General features: G+C 38.8%; 15 protein-coding genes and 1 tRNA gene. 7 read left to right on the forward strand and 9 right to left on the reverse strand.

Going from position 1 to position 17,480, the window contains the following annotated elements; genetic code table 11:
- Positions 1-5: 5 nt before the first annotated feature.
- Positions 6-935: an ACP S-malonyltransferase gene (gene fabD / locus HPSH112_RS00450; protein WP_001199038.1), complete on the reverse strand. Its 930-nt coding sequence runs from the start codon at positions 933-935 to the stop codon at positions 6-8.
- A gap of 130 nt (positions 936-1,065) precedes the next feature.
- Here fabD and HPSH112_RS00455 point away from each other — a divergent pair.
- From HPSH112_RS00455 to HPSH112_RS00465, 3 genes are all read left to right on the forward strand, one after another.
- Positions 1,066-1,157: transfer RNA gene (locus HPSH112_RS00455), tRNA-Ser, on the forward strand.
- 203 nt (positions 1,158-1,360) lie between these two features.
- Positions 1,361-2,194 (forward strand): type II restriction endonuclease, encoded by an 834-nt coding sequence (locus HPSH112_RS00460; protein WP_000788574.1) that lies wholly within the window; start codon positions 1,361-1,363, stop codon positions 2,192-2,194.
- Positions 2,188-3,021, forward strand: a complete 834-nt coding sequence (locus HPSH112_RS00465; RefSeq protein ID WP_000233884.1) for a DNA-methyltransferase — start codon at positions 2,188-2,190, stop codon at positions 3,019-3,021. The genes HPSH112_RS00460 and HPSH112_RS00465 overlap by 7 nt, the downstream gene beginning before the upstream one ends.
- Positions 3,022-3,038: 17 nt before the next feature.
- Here the strand turns inward: HPSH112_RS00465 and HPSH112_RS08145 are convergent, their stop codons facing one another.
- Both HPSH112_RS08145 and HPSH112_RS00480 read right to left on the reverse strand, forming a co-directional pair.
- A complete protein-coding gene (locus HPSH112_RS08145; RefSeq protein ID WP_000874773.1) occupies positions 3,039-3,929 on the reverse strand; it encodes an alpha-1,2-fucosyltransferase in 891 nt (296 codons plus the stop codon).
- Between the two features lie 97 nt (positions 3,930-4,026).
- Positions 4,027-4,557 carry a hypothetical protein gene (locus tag HPSH112_RS00480; protein ID WP_001125775.1) on the reverse strand — a complete coding sequence of 177 codons (531 nt, stop codon included), beginning with the start codon at positions 4,555-4,557 and terminating at the stop codon, positions 4,027-4,029.
- A 72-nt stretch (positions 4,558-4,629) separates the two neighbouring features.
- On the opposite strand from HPSH112_RS00480, the gene HPSH112_RS00485 reads away from it, so the two are divergent.
- Entirely contained in the window at positions 4,630-5,574 is a 945-nt protein-coding gene (locus HPSH112_RS00485; RefSeq protein WP_000447292.1) for a D-2-hydroxyacid dehydrogenase, read from the forward strand.
- 343 nt (positions 5,575-5,917) lie between these two features.
- Here HPSH112_RS00485 and HPSH112_RS00490 read toward each other — a convergent pair whose 3' ends face one another.
- Both HPSH112_RS00490 and thrC read right to left on the reverse strand, forming a co-directional pair.
- A complete protein-coding gene (locus HPSH112_RS00490) occupies positions 5,918-6,631 on the reverse strand; it encodes a hypothetical protein (protein ID WP_000725117.1) in 714 nt (237 codons plus the stop codon).
- A gap of 106 nt (positions 6,632-6,737) precedes the next feature.
- Positions 6,738-8,198, reverse strand: a complete 1,461-nt coding sequence (gene thrC / locus HPSH112_RS00495) for a threonine synthase (RefSeq protein ID WP_001117285.1) — start codon at positions 8,196-8,198, stop codon at positions 6,738-6,740.
- A gap of 202 nt (positions 8,199-8,400) precedes the next feature.
- Between thrC and tlpA the strand changes: the two genes are divergently transcribed.
- From tlpA to HPSH112_RS00510, 3 genes are all read left to right on the forward strand, one after another.
- A complete protein-coding gene (gene tlpA / locus HPSH112_RS00500) occupies positions 8,401-10,437 on the forward strand; it encodes a methyl-accepting chemotaxis protein TlpA (RefSeq protein ID WP_000033501.1) in 2,037 nt (678 codons plus the stop codon).
- Complete coding sequence (locus HPSH112_RS00505) at positions 10,437-11,543, forward strand: epoxyqueuosine reductase QueH (protein WP_000905225.1); 1,107 nt, start codon at positions 10,437-10,439, stop codon at positions 11,541-11,543. The genes tlpA and HPSH112_RS00505 overlap by 1 nt, the downstream gene beginning before the upstream one ends.
- Positions 11,544-11,658: 115 nt before the next feature.
- Complete coding sequence (locus HPSH112_RS00510) at positions 11,659-12,420, forward strand: outer membrane beta-barrel protein (protein WP_000853719.1); 762 nt, start codon at positions 11,659-11,661, stop codon at positions 12,418-12,420.
- Here the strand turns inward: HPSH112_RS00510 and HPSH112_RS00515 are convergent.
- The 4 genes from HPSH112_RS00515 to HPSH112_RS00530 form a co-directional block, all read right to left on the reverse strand.
- Positions 12,403-13,185 carry a glycosyltransferase family 2 protein gene (locus HPSH112_RS00515; RefSeq protein ID WP_000922052.1) on the reverse strand — a complete coding sequence of 261 codons (783 nt, stop codon included), beginning with the start codon at positions 13,183-13,185 and terminating at the stop codon, positions 12,403-12,405. The two genes, HPSH112_RS00510 and HPSH112_RS00515, sit on opposite strands and share 18 nt — an antisense overlap.
- Before the next feature lie 30 nt (positions 13,186-13,215).
- Complete coding sequence (gene tlpB / locus HPSH112_RS00520) at positions 13,216-14,913, reverse strand: methyl-accepting chemotaxis protein TlpB (protein WP_000232116.1); 1,698 nt, start codon at positions 14,911-14,913, stop codon at positions 13,216-13,218.
- A 206-nt stretch (positions 14,914-15,119) separates the two neighbouring features.
- Positions 15,120-16,865 carry a bifunctional metallophosphatase/5'-nucleotidase gene (locus HPSH112_RS00525; protein ID WP_000737607.1) on the reverse strand — a complete coding sequence of 582 codons (1,746 nt, stop codon included), beginning with the start codon at positions 16,863-16,865 and terminating at the stop codon, positions 15,120-15,122.
- A 134-nt stretch (positions 16,866-16,999) separates the two neighbouring features.
- Positions 17,000-17,467 carry an S-ribosylhomocysteine lyase gene (locus tag HPSH112_RS00530; RefSeq protein WP_000856642.1) on the reverse strand — a complete coding sequence of 156 codons (468 nt, stop codon included), beginning with the start codon at positions 17,465-17,467 and terminating at the stop codon, positions 17,000-17,002.
- Positions 17,468-17,480 lie beyond the last annotated feature (13 nt).

Consider the following 17,480-nt stretch of genomic DNA (forward strand, 5'->3'; position numbering starts at 1 on the left):
CCCAATCACACATACTCTTCTAAAAACTCAATCGCTTCATCAAGCCCTTTATTATCCCCCACGCTTATGGTGGGCTTGTTGCTCAATCGCTTGTTAAGCCCCTTTAACACACTCCCACAGCCTAATTCAAAAAAGACATCCACTCGGTCATTATTGGATTTCACGCAGTCTTGATAACGCACCGGCTGAGTGAGTTGCAAGCTCAATAATTCAACGGCTTTTGCTTTATTATGATACGCTTCGTTAGTCGCATTGGAGATGATTTCAAAATGGAATTTATCTTTCAGGCTTTTTTCTAGCAATTCCTGGAATTTAAAAATCATAGGCTCTAAAAAAGGGCAATGGCTCGCCACGCTCATTTCTAAAAAAACCACCCTTTTAGCCCCCATTTCCTTTAAAGTCGGCTCTAGGGCTTTCAAATCGTCTTTAATCCCGGCTAAAACCACTTGCATGCCGCCATTGAAATTCGCGCACCACACATTTTTGGTCCTTTGGCACAAACTCAAAAGGCTTTCTTCAGAAACGCCCAAAACGACCATCATGGAAGCGTCTTTATTCGCGCACGCTTCTTGCATCATTTTGCCTCTTTGGTGCGTGAGTTTAAGGGCTTTTTCAAAATCTAGTGCCCCGCTCAAAGACACCGCGCTCACTTCGCCGAGCGAATGCCCTAAAGCAAAAACGGGTTTTAACCCCCCATTTACTTGCTTGTTGAGCAATTGGTAAGCGATATAGCTCACTAAATAAATGGCAGGCTGGGTGTAAGCGCTCTCTTTTAAAAGCTCATTTTCTTCAAAAAGCGTTTTTTTCATATCCACTTTAAGCGCGTTAGAAGCCCTTTCAAACAATTCTTTAGCTAGGGTGTGGCTCTCATAGAATGATTTTCCCATTCCTATACATTGCGAGCCTTGCCCTGGAAATAATAGCGCGTATTGCATGGTGTTATCCTTTAAATTTTATTAATCCATAATTTAAAATTGTAATATAAAAGCCCTTAGTTTTGTTTAGAAACCATTAAAGTTTAAGGTTTATTTTAACTTATTTTTACTATAATTCTACTTTTTTAAAGGACAGGTGGGTGAGTTGGCTGAAACCACATCCCTGCTAAGGATGCGTAGCCGTCAAGGTTACCGAGGGTTCGAATCCCTCCCTGTCCGCCAGCCTTTTTGCCTTTAAAAACTTTTTGTTTAGAATGTATTAACGAGACACCATAGTTTCTAAGCATTCCTTTTACGACACTCCTTTTACAGATTTTACAAATACAAATTTTAGGTTGGGTGAAGAGAGACACCCAGCCTAAACCCTATAAGGGTTGTAAAGCACAAAATATATGATTAAAGAAAAACATTAAAACGGAGCAAAAATGAAAAACCATCTGCCTTTTAATATTTTTTTGCAAAGTCTTAAGATAAGTAATAGGACTTTAGGCTTTTTCACCGATTGGCAAAAGTGCCTCAAAAATAGAAATGAAATAAGCATCGCTTTAAATCATTTGAATTTTTTATTGGGGAAAGGCGCACAAGAACTTAAAAGTTGCATTAAGAGTCTCTTTGAAGAATACCCCAAAGCTTTTAATGTTTTAAATATTCTCATTGCTGTGAGAAATAAAGATGAGGTAGTGCTTGATGCTGATGGCAATTTTTACCCCCTACATTCTTATTTTGAAAATGATGAAAAGGTTTATCAATTCATCTGTCAAACGGGGTTGGAGCAAATTTTTTGTAACAGAAATATTAAAGATTTAAATGATTTTGTTTTTGGTATAGAAGTGGGGCTTGATAGCAATGCGAGAAAAAATCGCAGCGGAAAAGTTATGGAAAATTATCTTAGCGGTCTTTTTTTTCAAGCTCAATTAAATTTTAAAGAACAAGTAGATATTAGAGAATTTGAGAATTTATACCAAGCTTTTGGAGATGATATTAAAAAATTTGATTTTGTTGTTTGTGGTAAAGATACAACTTATTTTATAGAAGCTAATTTTTATACCATTAACGGGAGTAAGCTTAATGAAGTCGCAAGATCCTATCAAGAATTAGCTTTAAAATTTGAAGCGTTCCTCAATTACGAATTTATTTGGATAACTGATGGCATAGGTTGGTGGGACGCTAAAAGCAAACTCCAAGAAGCTTACAAGTCTGTAGAAATCTACAATTTGAGCAATGTAAATGATTTTATATCAAAGGTGCAAAAATGGTAATCGCGCATTCTAATGAAATCGCACGCCCCATTTTTAAAAGCCAAGACCAGCTTTTCACCCTTTATCAAGGGGATTGCAATGAGGTTTTGCCCCAATTTGAAAACCAGTTTGATTTGATTTTTGCCGATCCACCTTATTTCCTTTCTAATGACGGCTTAAGCATACAGAGCGGTAAAATCGTGAGCGTCAATAAAGGCGATTGGGATAAAGAAGAGAGCGTCAATGATATTGATGGGTTCAATTACCAGTGGATAAACAACGCCAAAAAGGCTTTAAAAAACACAGGAAGCCTTTTAATCAGTGGGACTTACCACAACATCTTTTCTTTGGGGCGTATTTTACAAAAATTGGATTTTAAGATCTTAAACCTCATCACCTGGCAAAAAACCAACCCTCCGCCCAATTTTAGTTGCCGTTATTTGACGCATTCAGCTGAGCAAATCATTTGGGCGAGAAAAAGCTACAAACATAAACATGTTTTTAACTATGAGGTTTTAAAAAAGATCAATAACGACAAGCAAATGCGCGATGTGTGGAGCTTCCCAGCGATCGCTCCTTGGGAAAAAGTTAATGGCAAGCACCCCACTCAAAAACCTCTCGCTTTATTGGTGCGCTTGCTTTTAATGGCGAGCGATGAAAATTCCCTCATTGGCGATCCTTTTAGCGGGAGCTCTACCACAGGCATTGCGGCTAATCTTTTAAAAAGGCAATTTATCGGCATAGAAAAAGAAAGCGAGTTTGTCAAAATATCAATGGACAGGAAATCAGAATTAGACGCTCGCTTTAAAGAAATTCGATCTAAAATCAAAGATTTAAACCTTAAGTAAGCCTTTTTTAAACCGCTTTAAGCGTTATACTTTTCGGATTTTACCTCAAAATGGGATTCTATTTTCACCCATTCCTCACAAAGGATATTTTCATGCCCAAAAAGCCAGTGTTTGGGGCCAATAATGATTTTTTCTGGATTTTTTATCAAATAAGCCGCCCACCAGCTATAAGTGCTATTAGCGATAATGCCATGCTGACAAGATTGCATGAGCAGCATATCCCAATACGCCTCTTCTTCTTTATCCCTAGTGGTCATGTCTATAAAAGGGTAGCCCAGATCAAGGTTTTGCGTGAATTTTAAGTCTTCGCAAAACACAAAAAGCTCCATGTTTGGCACGCGCTTTGCCATATACTCAAGCGCCTTTTTTTGATAATTAATACCAAGCTGACAGCCAATCCCCACATAATCCCCTCTTCTTATATGCACAAACACGCTGTTTTTAGCGGCTAAAATCAAAGAAAGCTTGCGGTAGTATTCTTCCTCTTTTTTTTTACTATTTTCTGGGGGGGGTAGGGTGAAGGTTTGCTTGATTAAAGGGGATATAGCGTCAAAATATCGTGGATCTTGGAAATAGCCAAAAAAATAAGTCAAGCGGCTTGGCTTTAGTAATTTAGGCTCGTATTCAAAAACGATTTCTTGACTCACCCTATCAAATCCCATGCATTTGAGCGCATCTCTTACTAACTTGGGGAGGTGTTGCATTTTAGCTATAGCGATTTCTTTCGCGCTCGCATAGGGCAAATCAATAGGGAAAAGTTCTAATTGCATTTTCCTATTACTCCCATCAAAAGAAGTAATATCTAATAGCACAGGCGTATTAAGGTGTTTTTGCAAACTTTTAGCAAAAGCGTATTGAAACATTTGATTCCCAAGCCCCCCGCAAATTTGCACCACCTTAAAAGCCATTCAATCCCTTATTTGTCAAATGAAACGCTAATTTTAGCTCATTTTAAAGCCCTTTTTCAATAAAAGCCTAAAAAGTGGGGCAAGTAACGCTTTCAAATCATTTGAATTTTTTATTTGAAAAAGATGCGTATGAGGGTTCTAGCAAGCGTTCCTGGTATTCTAAAAGAATCCTATCTTCGCTATTGAGCGAGTAGGCTTCATCGTATTTGCGCTTGATGATGCCCTTTAAAATGGTGTGCTGGACTTGGTATTTATCTTCTTTAAGCATTTCATCCACTAAAGCGTAAAGCTGAATGTCTTGAATGAGTAAATCTGAAATTTTAACGCTCTCTTTGTCAAACAATTCTTCATTAGTGCAATATTCATTCACTAAAATAAGCACTCGGTTATACACATCAGAGGCGATTTTAGCGTTCAGGGTTCTATAAATATAAGCTTTGATTTTTTTGAGTTGCTCTTCTAAATCTTCGCTGGTCTTGCTCGCTAAAGCCAGAATGCTTAAGATTTGAATCAGAGTCATCATTTTATGGCTTAAAGAACGGGTGCGCCATTTAATGAGAAGACGCATGAAATAAGACATTTTGATAGAAAGGCTACAGGGGAGGGTGTTTTTCTTGGGTTTTGGCATGCTTAGTTTCTTTTAAAAAAGGATTTTGTGGTTTAATTATATAACTTTAAAACTAATTCTAGGAGTAAAGAGATGGAAACATTCAAAAAAGGCGTGGTCTTAGACGCTAAAAGCGTGGGGTTAAAGGCGCTAGAAGTTTTAAAAGAAGTGGCGGATTTTGATTTTTATGAGATCACTTCGCCTAATCAAGTGGTTGAGCGCTGCAAAGACGCTGAGATTGTGGTGCTGAATAAAGTCATTATCACTCAAGAAATTTTAAGCCAATTGCCTAAACTCAAACTCATTTGCATCACCGCTACAGGCACGGATAATGTGGATATAAAAAGCGCGAAAGCTTTAGGCATAGAAGTTAAAAATGTGAGCGCTTATTCTACAGAATCCGTAGCCCAGCACACTTTAGCGTACACGTTGTCTTTGCTAGGGAGGATCAATGATTACGATCATTATTGCAAAAGCGGGGAATATAGTCAAAGCGATATTTTTACGCACATTAGCGGTATTAAAATGGGGCTTATTAAAGGGAGTCAATGGGGGGTTATTGGTTTAGGGACAATCGGTAAAAGAGTCGCCAAGCTCGCTCAAGCTTTCGGGGCAAAGGTGGTGTATTATTCCCCTAAAGACAAAAAAGAAGAGTATGAGCGCTTGAGTTTAAAAGATTTGCTCACAACAAGCGATATTATCAGCATTCATGCCCCCTTAAATGAAAGCACGCGCGATTTAATCGCTCTAAAAGAATTGCAAAGCCTAAAAGACGGGGCGATTTTAATCAATGTGGGGCGTGGGGGCATTGTGAATGAAAAGGATCTGGCTGGAATTTTAGAAACCAAAGATTTGTATTACGCGAGCGATGTGTTTGTGAAAGAGCCTTTTGAAAAAGATCATGCGTTTTTGAACCCAAAGATCCAAAATAAATTGCTTCTAACCCCCCATATCGCATGGGCGTATAGCGACAGCTTGAAAACCTTAGTAGAAAAAACCAAAGAAAATATCCAGGATTTTTTAGCTTCTCAAAAATAAACGCAAAAAAGGGGGTTTAATTGTTGGGCTTTTCTCCCCTTTTGCCGTGGAGCGCCCCCTTTCTAAAGCAAGGGGCTTCCTAACTAAAGCATTCATTGAGTGCTAACACGAAAGGCTCTTTAAAGTCTGCATGGGTATTTCCTACCCTATAAAAGACTAGGGGGATTTTAACCTCTTTTAGCTTTGAATATAACCTGACGGCTATGCGCTTTTGCACCCTAAAGGACAGAGTTTTTTGCGCTAGTGGGATAAAATCTAAACAATGGAGTAAGGTTTAATGGTTTTTAACCCAATTAAGAAAAAACCTTTAGGTGGATTGACCTAAAGGCTTTAAAGGGGATGATCACATCTTAGAAATATCAATTTTAAAGGTGTGGATTTCATCTTCTAAAAAGACTTTAACCACCACCACACCCGGGGTTTTAAGGTTTTTGGTATCCACCACCACAAACCCTCCCTTAGCCTTGTTTTCAACATTAAGGGTGTTGTTTTTAAGGTAATTGATCGCTAGGATTTTTAAAGCTTGGCGGCTTTCTTGCATGACTTCTTGCTCTTCTACATCATCCATCATCATCATGCCAAAGCCTGGCCCATACATGCCCATTCCCCCATACATCAAGCCATTATAAGCTAAAAATCCCCCTTGCCCGTAATAAAACATAGGCGGGGTGATCATATTGACATTATCAATAGGGGTGGTCGGCACGGCAATATTAAAACTTTGTAAAATACCCTCAAAATCAAAACTGGATTTCATCACCTGTCTTAGGCTTAAGACCGGTAAAATCGTTTGGTTGATAGACACCGAAATGGCTTTACGGCTAAACACCACAGGATTTCCCTCTAAAACTTGCGCCGCTACATACAGCACTAAAGGGGACTCGCTCAAGCCTTTCAATTTGCTTTGAGCGATTTCTAGCTGGACTTTAGATTTGGCTTGCGTGGAAGTCATCACTTGAATCCCATTATTATAGGATGTAACATGTTCAGGCGTGATCTTATAGCTCGCGCAAGCGCTCATCAGTAAGGCTATCGCTACTAAAACGATTTTTTTCATCAAAACCCCTTTCATTCAAAGTTTAATTTTCGTTTAGAGTTTATTTATTATAGTGTGTTTTAACTTAAAATGTAACTCTTGTTAAGGCTAAAAGCTCAAAAAAGCTTTAATGCGTGTTTTCTAGCCACAAAAGGATAGAAGATTTGATCTCATTGAGTTTTAAAACCTCTTGGTGCTTGATTCCTCTTTCAAATAAATCATCAAGGCGCTGGCTATCTGGGGTATTGTAGCTGTTTTTAAGCGTTTCTAGGGCGGTTTTGTCGTTATCGTTTTTCTTTTGCTCGTTTAGGGCTAAAAGGGTGGTTCTGGGGAATTTTTCATAAGAGGCGGTGGCAGAAACAAGGGTTTTTTCATGGGTTTTCAAGCTGGCGTTTAAAGCGGTGGCGGTGTGAGGGTCAATCAGGTATTGGTGCTCTGCATAAACTTCTTGGATTGTTTTCAAACAAGCTTCATCTGAGCAGCTCGCGCAAGAAAAATGCTCCTGTAAAAGGGCTAATTCTTTAGGCTTTAATGCATAAAACTTCTCTTCTTCTAAAGCTTGCATCAATTCTAGCGTGCGTTCAAACCCAAAGAGATCAAAAAGCACTCTTTCCACATTAGAGCTTTTTAAAATATCCATAGCCGGCGAGTAAGTTTGTTTTAAAGAACGATGGGTTAAATCGTAACGCCCTGTTTCTATAAACTCCCTTAAAACATCATTGCTGTTGGTTACAACCTTGATTTTATCAATATTCAAACCCATTTTTTTGGCATAAAACGCCCCTAACGCGTTCCCAAAATTACCGCTAGGTATGGCTAGGGTGATTTTTTCTTTAGAATTGATCGCGCCTTTTTTATACAATTCTAAAAAGCCCCAAATATGATAGACGATTTGAAAAGCGATGCGCCCAAAATTCACGGAATTAGCCACGCTTAATTTTAATTGGCGCGTTTTTAAAGCGCCGTTAAAATCATCGTCTTTTAAAAGGTTTTTGAGCGCGTTTTGCGCATCATCAAAATCCCCACTGATCCCAAAGACCTTTAAATTGCTAGCGCTTTGGGTAACCATTTGGAGTTTTTGGACCAAACTTGTGCCGTCTTTGGGGTATAAACACACCACAAAAACATTAGGCATGCCCGCCAAACTTTCTAAAGTCGCAGGGCCGGTATCGCCACTGGTAGAAACAAGCATTAAATACTTTTCATTTTTTCCTACCGCTAGATTAGAAAACAAGCTCGCTAAAGGCTGTAACGCCATGTCTTTAAACGCCAAACTAGGCCCATGGTAGAGCTCTTGGACAAAAAGCCTTTCATTGAGCGCAAAAATAGGGGCTGGATTTTTAGGGTTATCAAAATTTTCATAGCGTTTTAAAGCGCTTGTTAATAAACCCTTAGGAATCTCTAACCCCAACCGCTCAAACACGCATTCTACCAGCTCGTTATAGCTCAGATTCAAACAATCCTGCCATTCTAATGTTTCAAAATGCTCTAAAGTGTAAAGCCCGCCTTTTGGGGCGTTGGGGTTTAATATTGCTTCAATAAAATCAATCTTTTTTTCTTTCAAAGAACGCGTGGGGACAAAAGGCATGGTGATTCCTTCTTATATTTGGATAATTTCAAGTCGTAGCATACCCTAAAAGAGCGAATGCAACCTTAAAAGGGTTTTTGATGAGAATGATGGATCGTCTTTTTAATCCAATTTAATTTTTGATTTATGCTTAAAATACTATAATGCGGTTTAAAATTTTGCCGCAAATGGGCAAAAAATTTCATCATAGTAAGGTTGTGTTTTGTCTAAAGGTTTGAGTATCGGTAATAAAATCATATTGTGCGTGGCGTTGATTGTGATCGTGTGCGTGAGCATTTTAGGGGTGTCCTTAAACAGCAGGGTGAAAGAGATTTTAAAAGAAAATGCCCTGCATTCTATGCAAGATAGTTTGCATTTCAAGGTTAAGGAAGTGCAAGGGATTTTAGAAAACACTTATACGAGCGTGGGCATTGTCAAAGCAATGCTCCCTAAAGACACCAAAAGAGAAATCAAAATCCACTTGTTAAAAAACTTCATTTTAGCCAATTCGCATGTCGCTGGGGTGAGCATGTTTTTTAAAGACAGAGAAGATTTAAGATTCACGCTTTTAAGGGATAACGATACGATTAAGTTGGTGGAAAATCCGTCATTGGGGAATAACCCTTTAGTGCAAAAAACGATGAAAAATAAAGAAATTTCTAAAAGCTTGCCTTATTATAGGAAAATGCCTAATGGGGCGGAAGTTTATGGGGTTAATATTCTTTTACCTTTATTGAATGAAAACACTCAAGAGGCTGTAGGGGCTTTGATGATTTTCTTTTCTATTGACAGCTTCAGTAATGAAATCACTAAAAACAGGAGCGATTTGTTTTTAATTGGCGTTAAGGGTAAAGTGCTTTTGAGCGCGAATAAGAGTTTGCAAGACAAATCTATCGCAGAAATTTATAAGAGCGTTCCTAAAGCCACCAACGAAGTGATGGCTATTTTAGAAAACGGCTCTAACGGCTCTAAAGCGACTTTAGAATACCTGGATCCCTTTAGCCATAAGGAAAATTTTTTAGCCGTTGAAACCTTTAAAATGCTAGGCAAAACAGAAAGTAGAGACAATCTTAATTGGATGATCGCTTCAATCATTGAAAAAGACAAGGTCTATGAGCAAGTAGGCTCGGTGCGTTTTATGGTGATCGTGGCGAGCGCTATCATGGTGTTAGCCTTGATTATAGCGATCACTCTCTTAATGCGAGCGATTGTGAGCAATCGTTTGGAAGCCGTTTCTAGCACCTTATCTCATTTCTTCAAATTATTGAACAATCAAGCCAATTCCAGCGGTATTAAATTGGTTGAAGCGAAATCTAATGACGAATTAGGCCGCATGCAAACAGCGATCAATAAAAATATCTTGCAAACCCAAAAAATCATGCAAGAAGACAGGCAAGCCGTCCAAGACACCATTAAAGTGGTTTCAGATGTGAAAACAGGGAATTTTGCGGTGCGCATCACGGCTGAGCCCGCAAGCCCTGATTTGAAAGAATTGAGAGACGCGTTAAATGGAATCATGGATTATTTGCAAGAAAGCGTAGGGACTCACATGCCAAGCATTTTTAAAATCTTTGAAAGCTATTCTGGTTTGGATTTTAGAGGCCGGATCCAAAACGCTTCGGGTAGGGTGGAATTGGTTACTAACGCTTTAGGGCAAGAAATCCAAAAAATGCTAGAAACTTCGTCTAATTTTGCCAAAGATTTAGCGAACGATAGCGCGAATTTAAAAGAATGCGTGCAAAATTTAGAAAAGGCTTCAAACTCCCAACACAAAAGCTTGATGGAAACTTCTAAAACGATAGAAAATATCACCACTTCCATTCAAGGCGTGAGCTCTCAAAGTGAAGCCATGATTGAACAAGGGCAAGACATTAAAAGCATTGTAGAAATCATTAGAGATATTGCCGATCAAACCAATCTTTTAGCCCTAAACGCCGCTATTGAAGCCGCAAGAGCCGGCGAGCATGGCAGAGGCTTTGCGGTGGTGGCTGATGAGGTGAGAAAGCTCGCTGAAAGGACGCAAAAATCGCTCAGCGAGATTGAAGCTAATATTAATATTCTCGTTCAAAGCATTTCAGACACGAGCGAGAGCATTAAAAACCAGGTTAAAGAAGTGGAAGAAATCAACGCTTCTATTGAAGCCTTAAGATCAGTTACTGAGGGCAATCTAAAAATCGCTAGCGATTCTTTAGAAATCAGTCAAGAAATTGACAAAGTTTCTAACGATATTTTAGAAGATGTGAATAAAAAGCAGTTTTAATGCTCATTCATATTTGCTGTTCGGTGGATAACCTTTATTTTTTAAAAAAGGCTAAAGAGGCTTTTGCGGGTGAAAAAATGATAGGGTTTTTTTATAACCCCAATATCCACCCTTATAGCGAATACTTGTTGCGTTTAGAAGATGTGAAACGCGCTTGCGAGATGCTAGAAATTGAATTGCTTGAGGGCGATTATGAATTAGAAAAATTTTTAGATAAAGCTAAGGGTAAGGAATTGTTAGGGGAAAAAAGCGAACGCTGTTTTGAGTGCTTTGATTTACGCTTGGAAGCGAGCGCTCTAAAAGCCTTTGAATTAGGGGAAGAAAAATTCACCACGACCTTACTCACAAGCCCTAAAAAAGACCCTAACCAGCTCATCGCTAAGGGACAACACATCGCGCAAAGGCACAATTTGGAATTTGTTGTGTTTAGAAACGATAATTTTGAACATTTTAAGAGCGAGTTGGATTTAAACTTGCAAGCTTTGGCGAGAGAAAATGAGCTTTATCGGCAAAATTATTGCGGTTGCCAATTCGCTTTAAAAATCCAAAAAGAATCCCAAAACAGAAGCCCCTTTGAGCTTTACTCGCCTTTAAAACGCCAGATTTTACCCGCAAGCGTTGAAGAAAGAACGCAAGTTTTTAGAGCGCTAAACGCAGCTAAAAAGGACGCTAATAAGCCTTTTTTAGCCCAAAAAACGATCGCAACTTACCGCTTATTGAATGGGGGCGTGTGGCTTTCTAAAAATTCAAACCCCTTGAATTGCTATATTTTAGCGCGCTCTAAAAGTAAGGCTAAAGTAAGGATTAACGATTTAAGGTGGGTTTTTTCCCAGCGTTTAAACGCGCTAGTAGGTTATAGCCAAAGAGATGAAACCTTGTTTTTAACTTTAGAAAGCCTTAATGCTCTTATGGCAAAAAACTACGAAAGTTTAAAAGAGTTAAGCCTTAACCCTTTAAATTATGAAGAAGAGTTGTCTTTAAGGGCGTTAGTGAGCGGGAGCGAGAGCGTTAATCCTATTATCGTGCTAGAAGAACGCATGGAAAAAACCCTTTTTGTAGAAATTAAAAGCATTTTTCAAGAAGAAAAGGTGTTTTATTTGCTCTAAGCCAAATTAAAATACAGCGTTGTGTGTGGGTGGGGGTTATAGTAAAACATGCAAGTAATTTAAAATCAATTTAAGATAATTAGGCATAATAGTCGCAAAAAGTTTAAGGCTGTATTTGAAAACTCTATTTAGTGTTTATCTCTTTTTATCGTTGAATCCACTCTTTTTAGAAGCTAAAGAAATCACTTGGTCTCAATTCTTAGAAAATTTTAAAAACAAGAATGAAGACGACAAACCTAAACCCCTAACCCTTGATAAAAACAATGAAAAACAGAAAATCCTAGACAAAAACCAGCAAATCTTAAAAAGGGCTTTGGAAAAAAGCCTTAAGTTTTTCTTTATTTTTGGATACAACTATTCGCAAGCCGCTTATTCAACCACTAATCAAAACTTGACTCTTATGGCTAATAGCATAGGGTTTAATACCGCTACAGGCTTGGAGCATTTTTTAAGAAACCACCCTAAAGTCGGTTTTAGAATCTTTAGCGTCTATAACTATTCCCATTCCGTTTCGCTCTCCCAGCCTCAAATCCTAATGGTGCAAAATTACGGGGGCGCGTTAGATTTTTCTTGGATTTTTGTGGATAAAAAAACCTATCGTTTTAGGAGTTATTTGGGAATCGCTTTAGAGCAAGGGGTGTTATTGGTGGATACGATTAAATCCGGCGCTATCACAACAATCATCCCAAGAAGTAAGAAAACCTTTTTTCAAGCCCCCTTTCGCTTTGGTTTTATCGTGGATTTTATCGGCTATTTGTCTTTGCAGTTTGGGATTGAAATGCCTTTAGTGAGGAATGTTTTTTACACCTACAATAACCATCAAGAAAGATTCAAACCACGATTTAACGCTAATCTTTCTTTAATCGTTTCGTTTTAGACTCCCTTTAGATTCTCTTTTAAATAAGCCCATGATCTTTCTGGGGTATTTTAAAAGCATGGAAAAAACATTCGCTTGAATGCCGTTTTCTTGGCACGCTCTCAAATTTTCTTTATTCCTTAATAAAAGGCTTTTAAACCCCCTTGCGCTAACCCCACCGGTGCGCATGACGACTAACACTTCTTTCAAATAAGAAAAGCTTATTTTTTGCACCACAAACAAGCGGATGATCATCTCAAAATCCGCTGAAATTTTATAGTCGGTTTTGTAGAGTCCATAGCGTTCATAAATGGCTTTTTTGACAAAAAGCGTAGGGTGCGCTGGCACCACGCCATAAAGCAAGGTTTTAGGGTCAAACTCCCCACTTTCATAATAACGGACCACTTTTTCTAAACAATCAGGTTTGACAAACACCAGATCCGCATACACGCTATCGCAATTTTTGTTTTCAAACTCATGCACCACTTTTTCTACCACAAACTCATCTTTGTAAAAATCATCGCTATTCAATAAAGCGATAATATCCCCACTAGAACGCTTTATGCCTTTATTCATAGCGTCATAAATGCCCTCATCTTTTTCACTTATTGCACAAGCGATTTTATCTCTGTATTTTTGAATGATTTCTAAAGTGCCATCCGTGCTAGCCCCATCTATAATGATGTATTCAATGTTTTTATAAGTTTGATTAAGCACGGAAAGAATGGTGTCTTCAATGGTTTTTTCGCTATTAAAACACGCCGTGATCACAGAAACTTTTAACAATCCAACCCTTTTTTAATCAACTCCCCCTGATTAAGTTTTAAACAAATTCACTTGTTTGTCTAAATTCATGGTCGTTTCGCTCACATGCATAGCGATGTTTAAAATATCTGAAGAATCAGTTAAAGTCTTAGAAGACACTTTTTCCACTTCTACAAAATCGCTTACCATAGCTTCAATTTGGTGTCCGGATTTGGCGTAATCGTCCATGCTTTGATTGCTGTCTGATACGACTGAGCTTAAATTGGAACTCATTTTGTCGTAAGTTTCTTGCACGCTTTTACTCATATCGCTCAAGCGCTCCATTTTTTGCGAATTGAGATTCATTTGCGAGCTTACAGCATCGATTTCTTGGACAATCACCATGATAGTGGAATTGATTTCGGCTAAAGACTTTTGAGTGCGCCCGGCTAAATTCCTAACTTCATCAGCCACCACCGCAAAGCCTCTGCCATGCTCGCCGGCCCGTGCGGCTTCAATAGCGGCGTTTAGGGCTAAAAGATTGGTTTGATCGGCAATATCATTGATAATATCCAAAATGGATTTGACATCATCAGCGTTACGGCTTAGTTGCTCCACTTTGCTAGAGAGTTCCTCTTCAGTGTGCGCGCTCTCTGTGATTTGAGAAAATAAATCCCCGATCGCATCCTTACTCTCTTTGACAAGCGCTTGCGTTTCAATCAAACGCTTCCTTAACCCTTGAGACTGCTCTATGGAAGCACTCATCATGCTCGCTATACCAGTGGCTTTATTTTTTACGGAATCTAGGGTGGTTGATGAATTTTTCATGCTCTTTTGGGTTTCTTGCGCGATTTGGACTAATTTATCCATTGAAGTTTTATTGAGGGTGGAAGTCCCTTTAATCTCTTCTATGATCAAGCGGGCGTTTTCCACAAACAAATTGACCCCACGGCCCACTTGCGAGATTTCATCGTTGCGATCATCCACATCAATTTTGGCCCTCAAATCCTTATCCCCATGGCTGAAAGCGTTGATTTTAAGGACCAGTTCATCAATGCGTTTCACGATCCTTAATTTAGCGTATATGAGCGTCAAAACCACTAACGCTATCGTCGCTGTCAGTATCCAAAGGAATAATTTCGTGGCGCTTTCATTAAAAACCTTGTCCACGCCTTCTGTGATCGCTTTATTTTCTGTGTTAATGTCAGTGTAATAAGAAGTCGTTGCGATCACCATTGAAGACACCTCATCATAATGCGAATAGGCGAATTTTTTCTCCGGCACGCCTCCATCGTATTTAGGCATTTTATAATAAGTGTAGCCTCCCCCTTTTTTAGCCGCTTCCAAATACCCCCTAACATAATACACCCCATCAACGCTCTGAGCGTCAAGCCCTGATTGGCCTACGGTTTTAGGATTGACTGGATCAAACAAGACTATCCCGTTTTTATCCACCACCACCATATAAATCATGCCCTTATCGTCGTTAATGCGTTTAAAATAATCCAAAGCCATTTTTCTTGCAGTGGTATTGTCAAAATTTTTGTAATACTCATGAATGCCCTGTTCAAGAAGTTTTGTCATGTAAGCGAGCGTTTTTTCACGCTTTTTGTATTGCTCGGTTTCTAAATGCTCCTTGAGTTGCGCTAACGCATCTTTTTGCATAACCTTTACAAAACCAATAAAAAGCCCCCCTAAAGAAATAAGCGCGGCTAACACGACCAGCACGATACGAGTCCCTAACGAAGCAAACATTGAAGAAAACACCATTCATCTCCTAATCAATCATTTTTAAGTCAAACCCTAATTTTAGAATTCAGCTTCTAAATGCCCCCCCCGAAAAATGAGGGATGCAAAACAAAATTAAACCCCGGTTGTTTGAAAACCGCCAAAAAAGTAAAAAGCCAACAATCTAGGATTATAGAACACCCTTTTTTAAATTAAACTTAAGAGTAAAATAATAAAAATAAAAAATTTTATTTAACTTCACTTTCCTTAATGGATTTGACATTCAAAGTTCTCCCGTCTTTTGAAGTGGGGATTTTGATGCTCCCCTCTTTTAATTTTTCTCTCAATTTTTCCAGCAACGGGTTTTTGAAATTATAGTTGATGATTTCCCAGTTATGTTCCAGTTCAGGGGTTACCTTCCCGCCTTTTTCTTCCGTGATGTATTTGATGATCAAATCTCGTATCTGCCCATTATCTTGCAATTCATCGTAAGAATTATAATACCTATTAGCGTCTGTAACCAAATTTAATGTCTTGGATAATGTCCCAAATCGGTAATTGTTGATCGCTAATTTATAGACCGCTTTGGGGTCAATGGGTTTGTTGTTGATTGTCGGATTAATAATCCTTGATCCGGCGGGTTTTGTAACATCAACTTGGTATTTCACGCCAGAAAACATATCAAAGTTATAACCACGAATATTTTCATTAAAACTGATCGTCAAATCTCCTGGTTGCAACTGATTGTAAAATTGATACGACCATTCCATGTATTTCAACAGATTTTCACCCGTTATTTTCACTCCAATGAGCGTATTAGCGAACTTGTAAATATAGGCGACATCTTTTCTTTTGAAAGGCCCTTTTTTCAAATTGGTGCCAAAATTGAATAAGGCTGCCGCTGAAACATCGGCTTTTGCATAATATTTTTGCACATTATTAATCAATTCTATCACCGGTGTTTCTTGCAATGCGGCGGTGGGCATCGTAGTGATTTTTTCTTCTCCTGTGATAAAATCAGGCCTGTCAATAAAGGTTTTTGTAACTTCGCCGACAACTTCATTAGCGTATTCTTTTGATTTTTTATCCACATATTCGTATTTTTTCGCTAATTCTTCATCTTCTGGCACGCCTTTTGTGGGTAAATTTTCAGTCGTTACGATTTTTTTCTTCGTTTTGGTATCAAACATTACCACGCCTTTTGCCAGATAAGCCCCATACGCTCCAGGCTCAATGGTGTGCACCTTTCCTATTTTGGTGTTATAAACCGCATGCTCATGCCCTGCAAAAATGATGTCAAATTGCGGGAATTTTTTCGCTAGATCAGGGACTCCATCGCCACCTTTCTCATCTTCTCGCCCCAAATGAAAAGCGCCAATCAAAACATCATACTTCCCTTTTAGCTCTTTTAAGGTCTTTTTTAACGCTTCTTCAGCGTCCAAAAACTCTAAGCCTGCAAAATGTTCAGGCGTAGAAGCTTCCCAAGTGGGGATGTGTGGCACCACATACCCCACAATTGCCACCCTCACGCCATCAATTTTCTTGATCGCATAAGGCTTTACAAACGGCTGATTGTCCGCGGTTTTGATGATATTCGCATTCACAACATCGCCGTTAAACCCCTTGATATTTTTCTCTAAAAAATCTTTACTGAAATTGAACTCGTGATTCCCAAGCACACGAATATCAAATTTCAAATCATTTTCAGCTAAAACTAACGGGTGGATAGGCTCATCATTAAACAACTCCGCGCTATTACCCTGCAACAAATCCCCGCTGTCAATCAAAACCACATTTTTATTCTCAGCCCTCTGCTTTTTGATTAAAGCCGCAATCCTTGTCAAGCCATTATTGGGTTTTTGCTCGCCAGTCGCATAATCATACGAAAAAAGCCGCCCATGAATGTCTGAAGTTTCTAAAAATACTATTTTCACTTCTTTTGCAGATATTGAAAGCGTTAGCGTTAAAAAGACGATTAAAACCAATTTTTTCATTGAAATCCTTACTAATACAAGAGATTCATAGCATTAATTTTTACATAATATTAACACTGATACGATGATTTTTGATTGGAATGTAACGCTAAAATGAATAAGGGGGTAGGGGAGTGAAAATCACCCCCAACCAATCAAACCCCCACTTCAGACCACTCAGTGCGTTTGTCTAAAAAAGCGCGTGCTAAATTCTGCGCGCCCTCTAAGGTGTGGTTAGCCGCCCAACCGCATTGCTTTTCATTGCTGGCAGGCACTTCTGTAGCCTTTAACACATCTTGCATCGTCTTTTCTAAAACCTCTAAAATCTCTGTGTAATTGTCATGGTTTAACACCGTGAGATAAAATCCCGTTTGGCAACCCATAGGCGACCAATCTATAACATAACTGGCATGGTTGCGGATGATCTCAGCGACTAAATGCTCTAAAGAATGCAAGCTTGGCATGTCCATGTGATCTTTGTTGGGCTGCTTGAAGCGCACATCGTATTTGACGATCAAATCCCCATTAACGCCCTTTTTGCGATCAGCGATACGCACATAAGGGGCTTTGACTTTGGTGTGATCCAAATTAAAACTCTCTACATTCATTTTTGGCGTTTTCATGTTTTTAACTCCT

This window comes from Helicobacter pylori Shi112, assembly GCF_000277405.1.
Lineage (GTDB): Bacteria > Campylobacterota > Campylobacteria > Campylobacterales > Helicobacteraceae > Helicobacter > Helicobacter pylori_C.

What these genes read in the sequence shown, in the direction of transcription:
- fabD (WP_001199038.1), bottom strand. Translation starts at nt 935, where the DNA reads ATGCAATACGCGCTATTATTTCCAGGGCAAGGCTCGCAATGTATAGGA.
- HPSH112_RS00460 (WP_000788574.1), top strand. Translation starts at nt 1,361, where the DNA reads ATGAAAAACCATCTGCCTTTTAATATTTTTTTGCAAAGTCTTAAGATA.
- HPSH112_RS00465 (WP_000233884.1), top strand. Translation starts at nt 2,188, where the DNA reads ATGGTAATCGCGCATTCTAATGAAATCGCACGCCCCATTTTTAAAAGC.
- HPSH112_RS08145 (WP_000874773.1), bottom strand. Translation starts at nt 3,929, where the DNA reads ATGGCTTTTAAGGTGGTGCAAATTTGCGGGGGGCTTGGGAATCAAATG.
- HPSH112_RS00480 (WP_001125775.1), bottom strand. Translation starts at nt 4,557, where the DNA reads ATGCCAAAACCCAAGAAAAACACCCTCCCCTGTAGCCTTTCTATCAAA.
- HPSH112_RS00485 (WP_000447292.1), top strand. Translation starts at nt 4,630, where the DNA reads ATGGAAACATTCAAAAAAGGCGTGGTCTTAGACGCTAAAAGCGTGGGG.
- HPSH112_RS00490 (WP_000725117.1), bottom strand. Translation starts at nt 6,631, where the DNA reads ATGAAAAAAATCGTTTTAGTAGCGATAGCCTTACTGATGAGCGCTTGC.
- thrC (WP_001117285.1), bottom strand. Translation starts at nt 8,198, where the DNA reads ATGCCTTTTGTCCCCACGCGTTCTTTGAAAGAAAAAAAGATTGATTTT.
- HPSH112_RS00505 (WP_000905225.1), top strand. Translation starts at nt 10,437, where the DNA reads ATGCTCATTCATATTTGCTGTTCGGTGGATAACCTTTATTTTTTAAAA.
- tlpB (WP_000232116.1), bottom strand. Translation starts at nt 14,913, where the DNA reads ATGGTGTTTTCTTCAATGTTTGCTTCGTTAGGGACTCGTATCGTGCTG.
- HPSH112_RS00525 (WP_000737607.1), bottom strand. Translation starts at nt 16,865, where the DNA reads ATGAAAAAATTGGTTTTAATCGTCTTTTTAACGCTAACGCTTTCAATA.
- HPSH112_RS00530 (WP_000856642.1), bottom strand. Translation starts at nt 17,467, where the DNA reads ATGAAAACGCCAAAAATGAATGTAGAGAGTTTTAATTTGGATCACACC.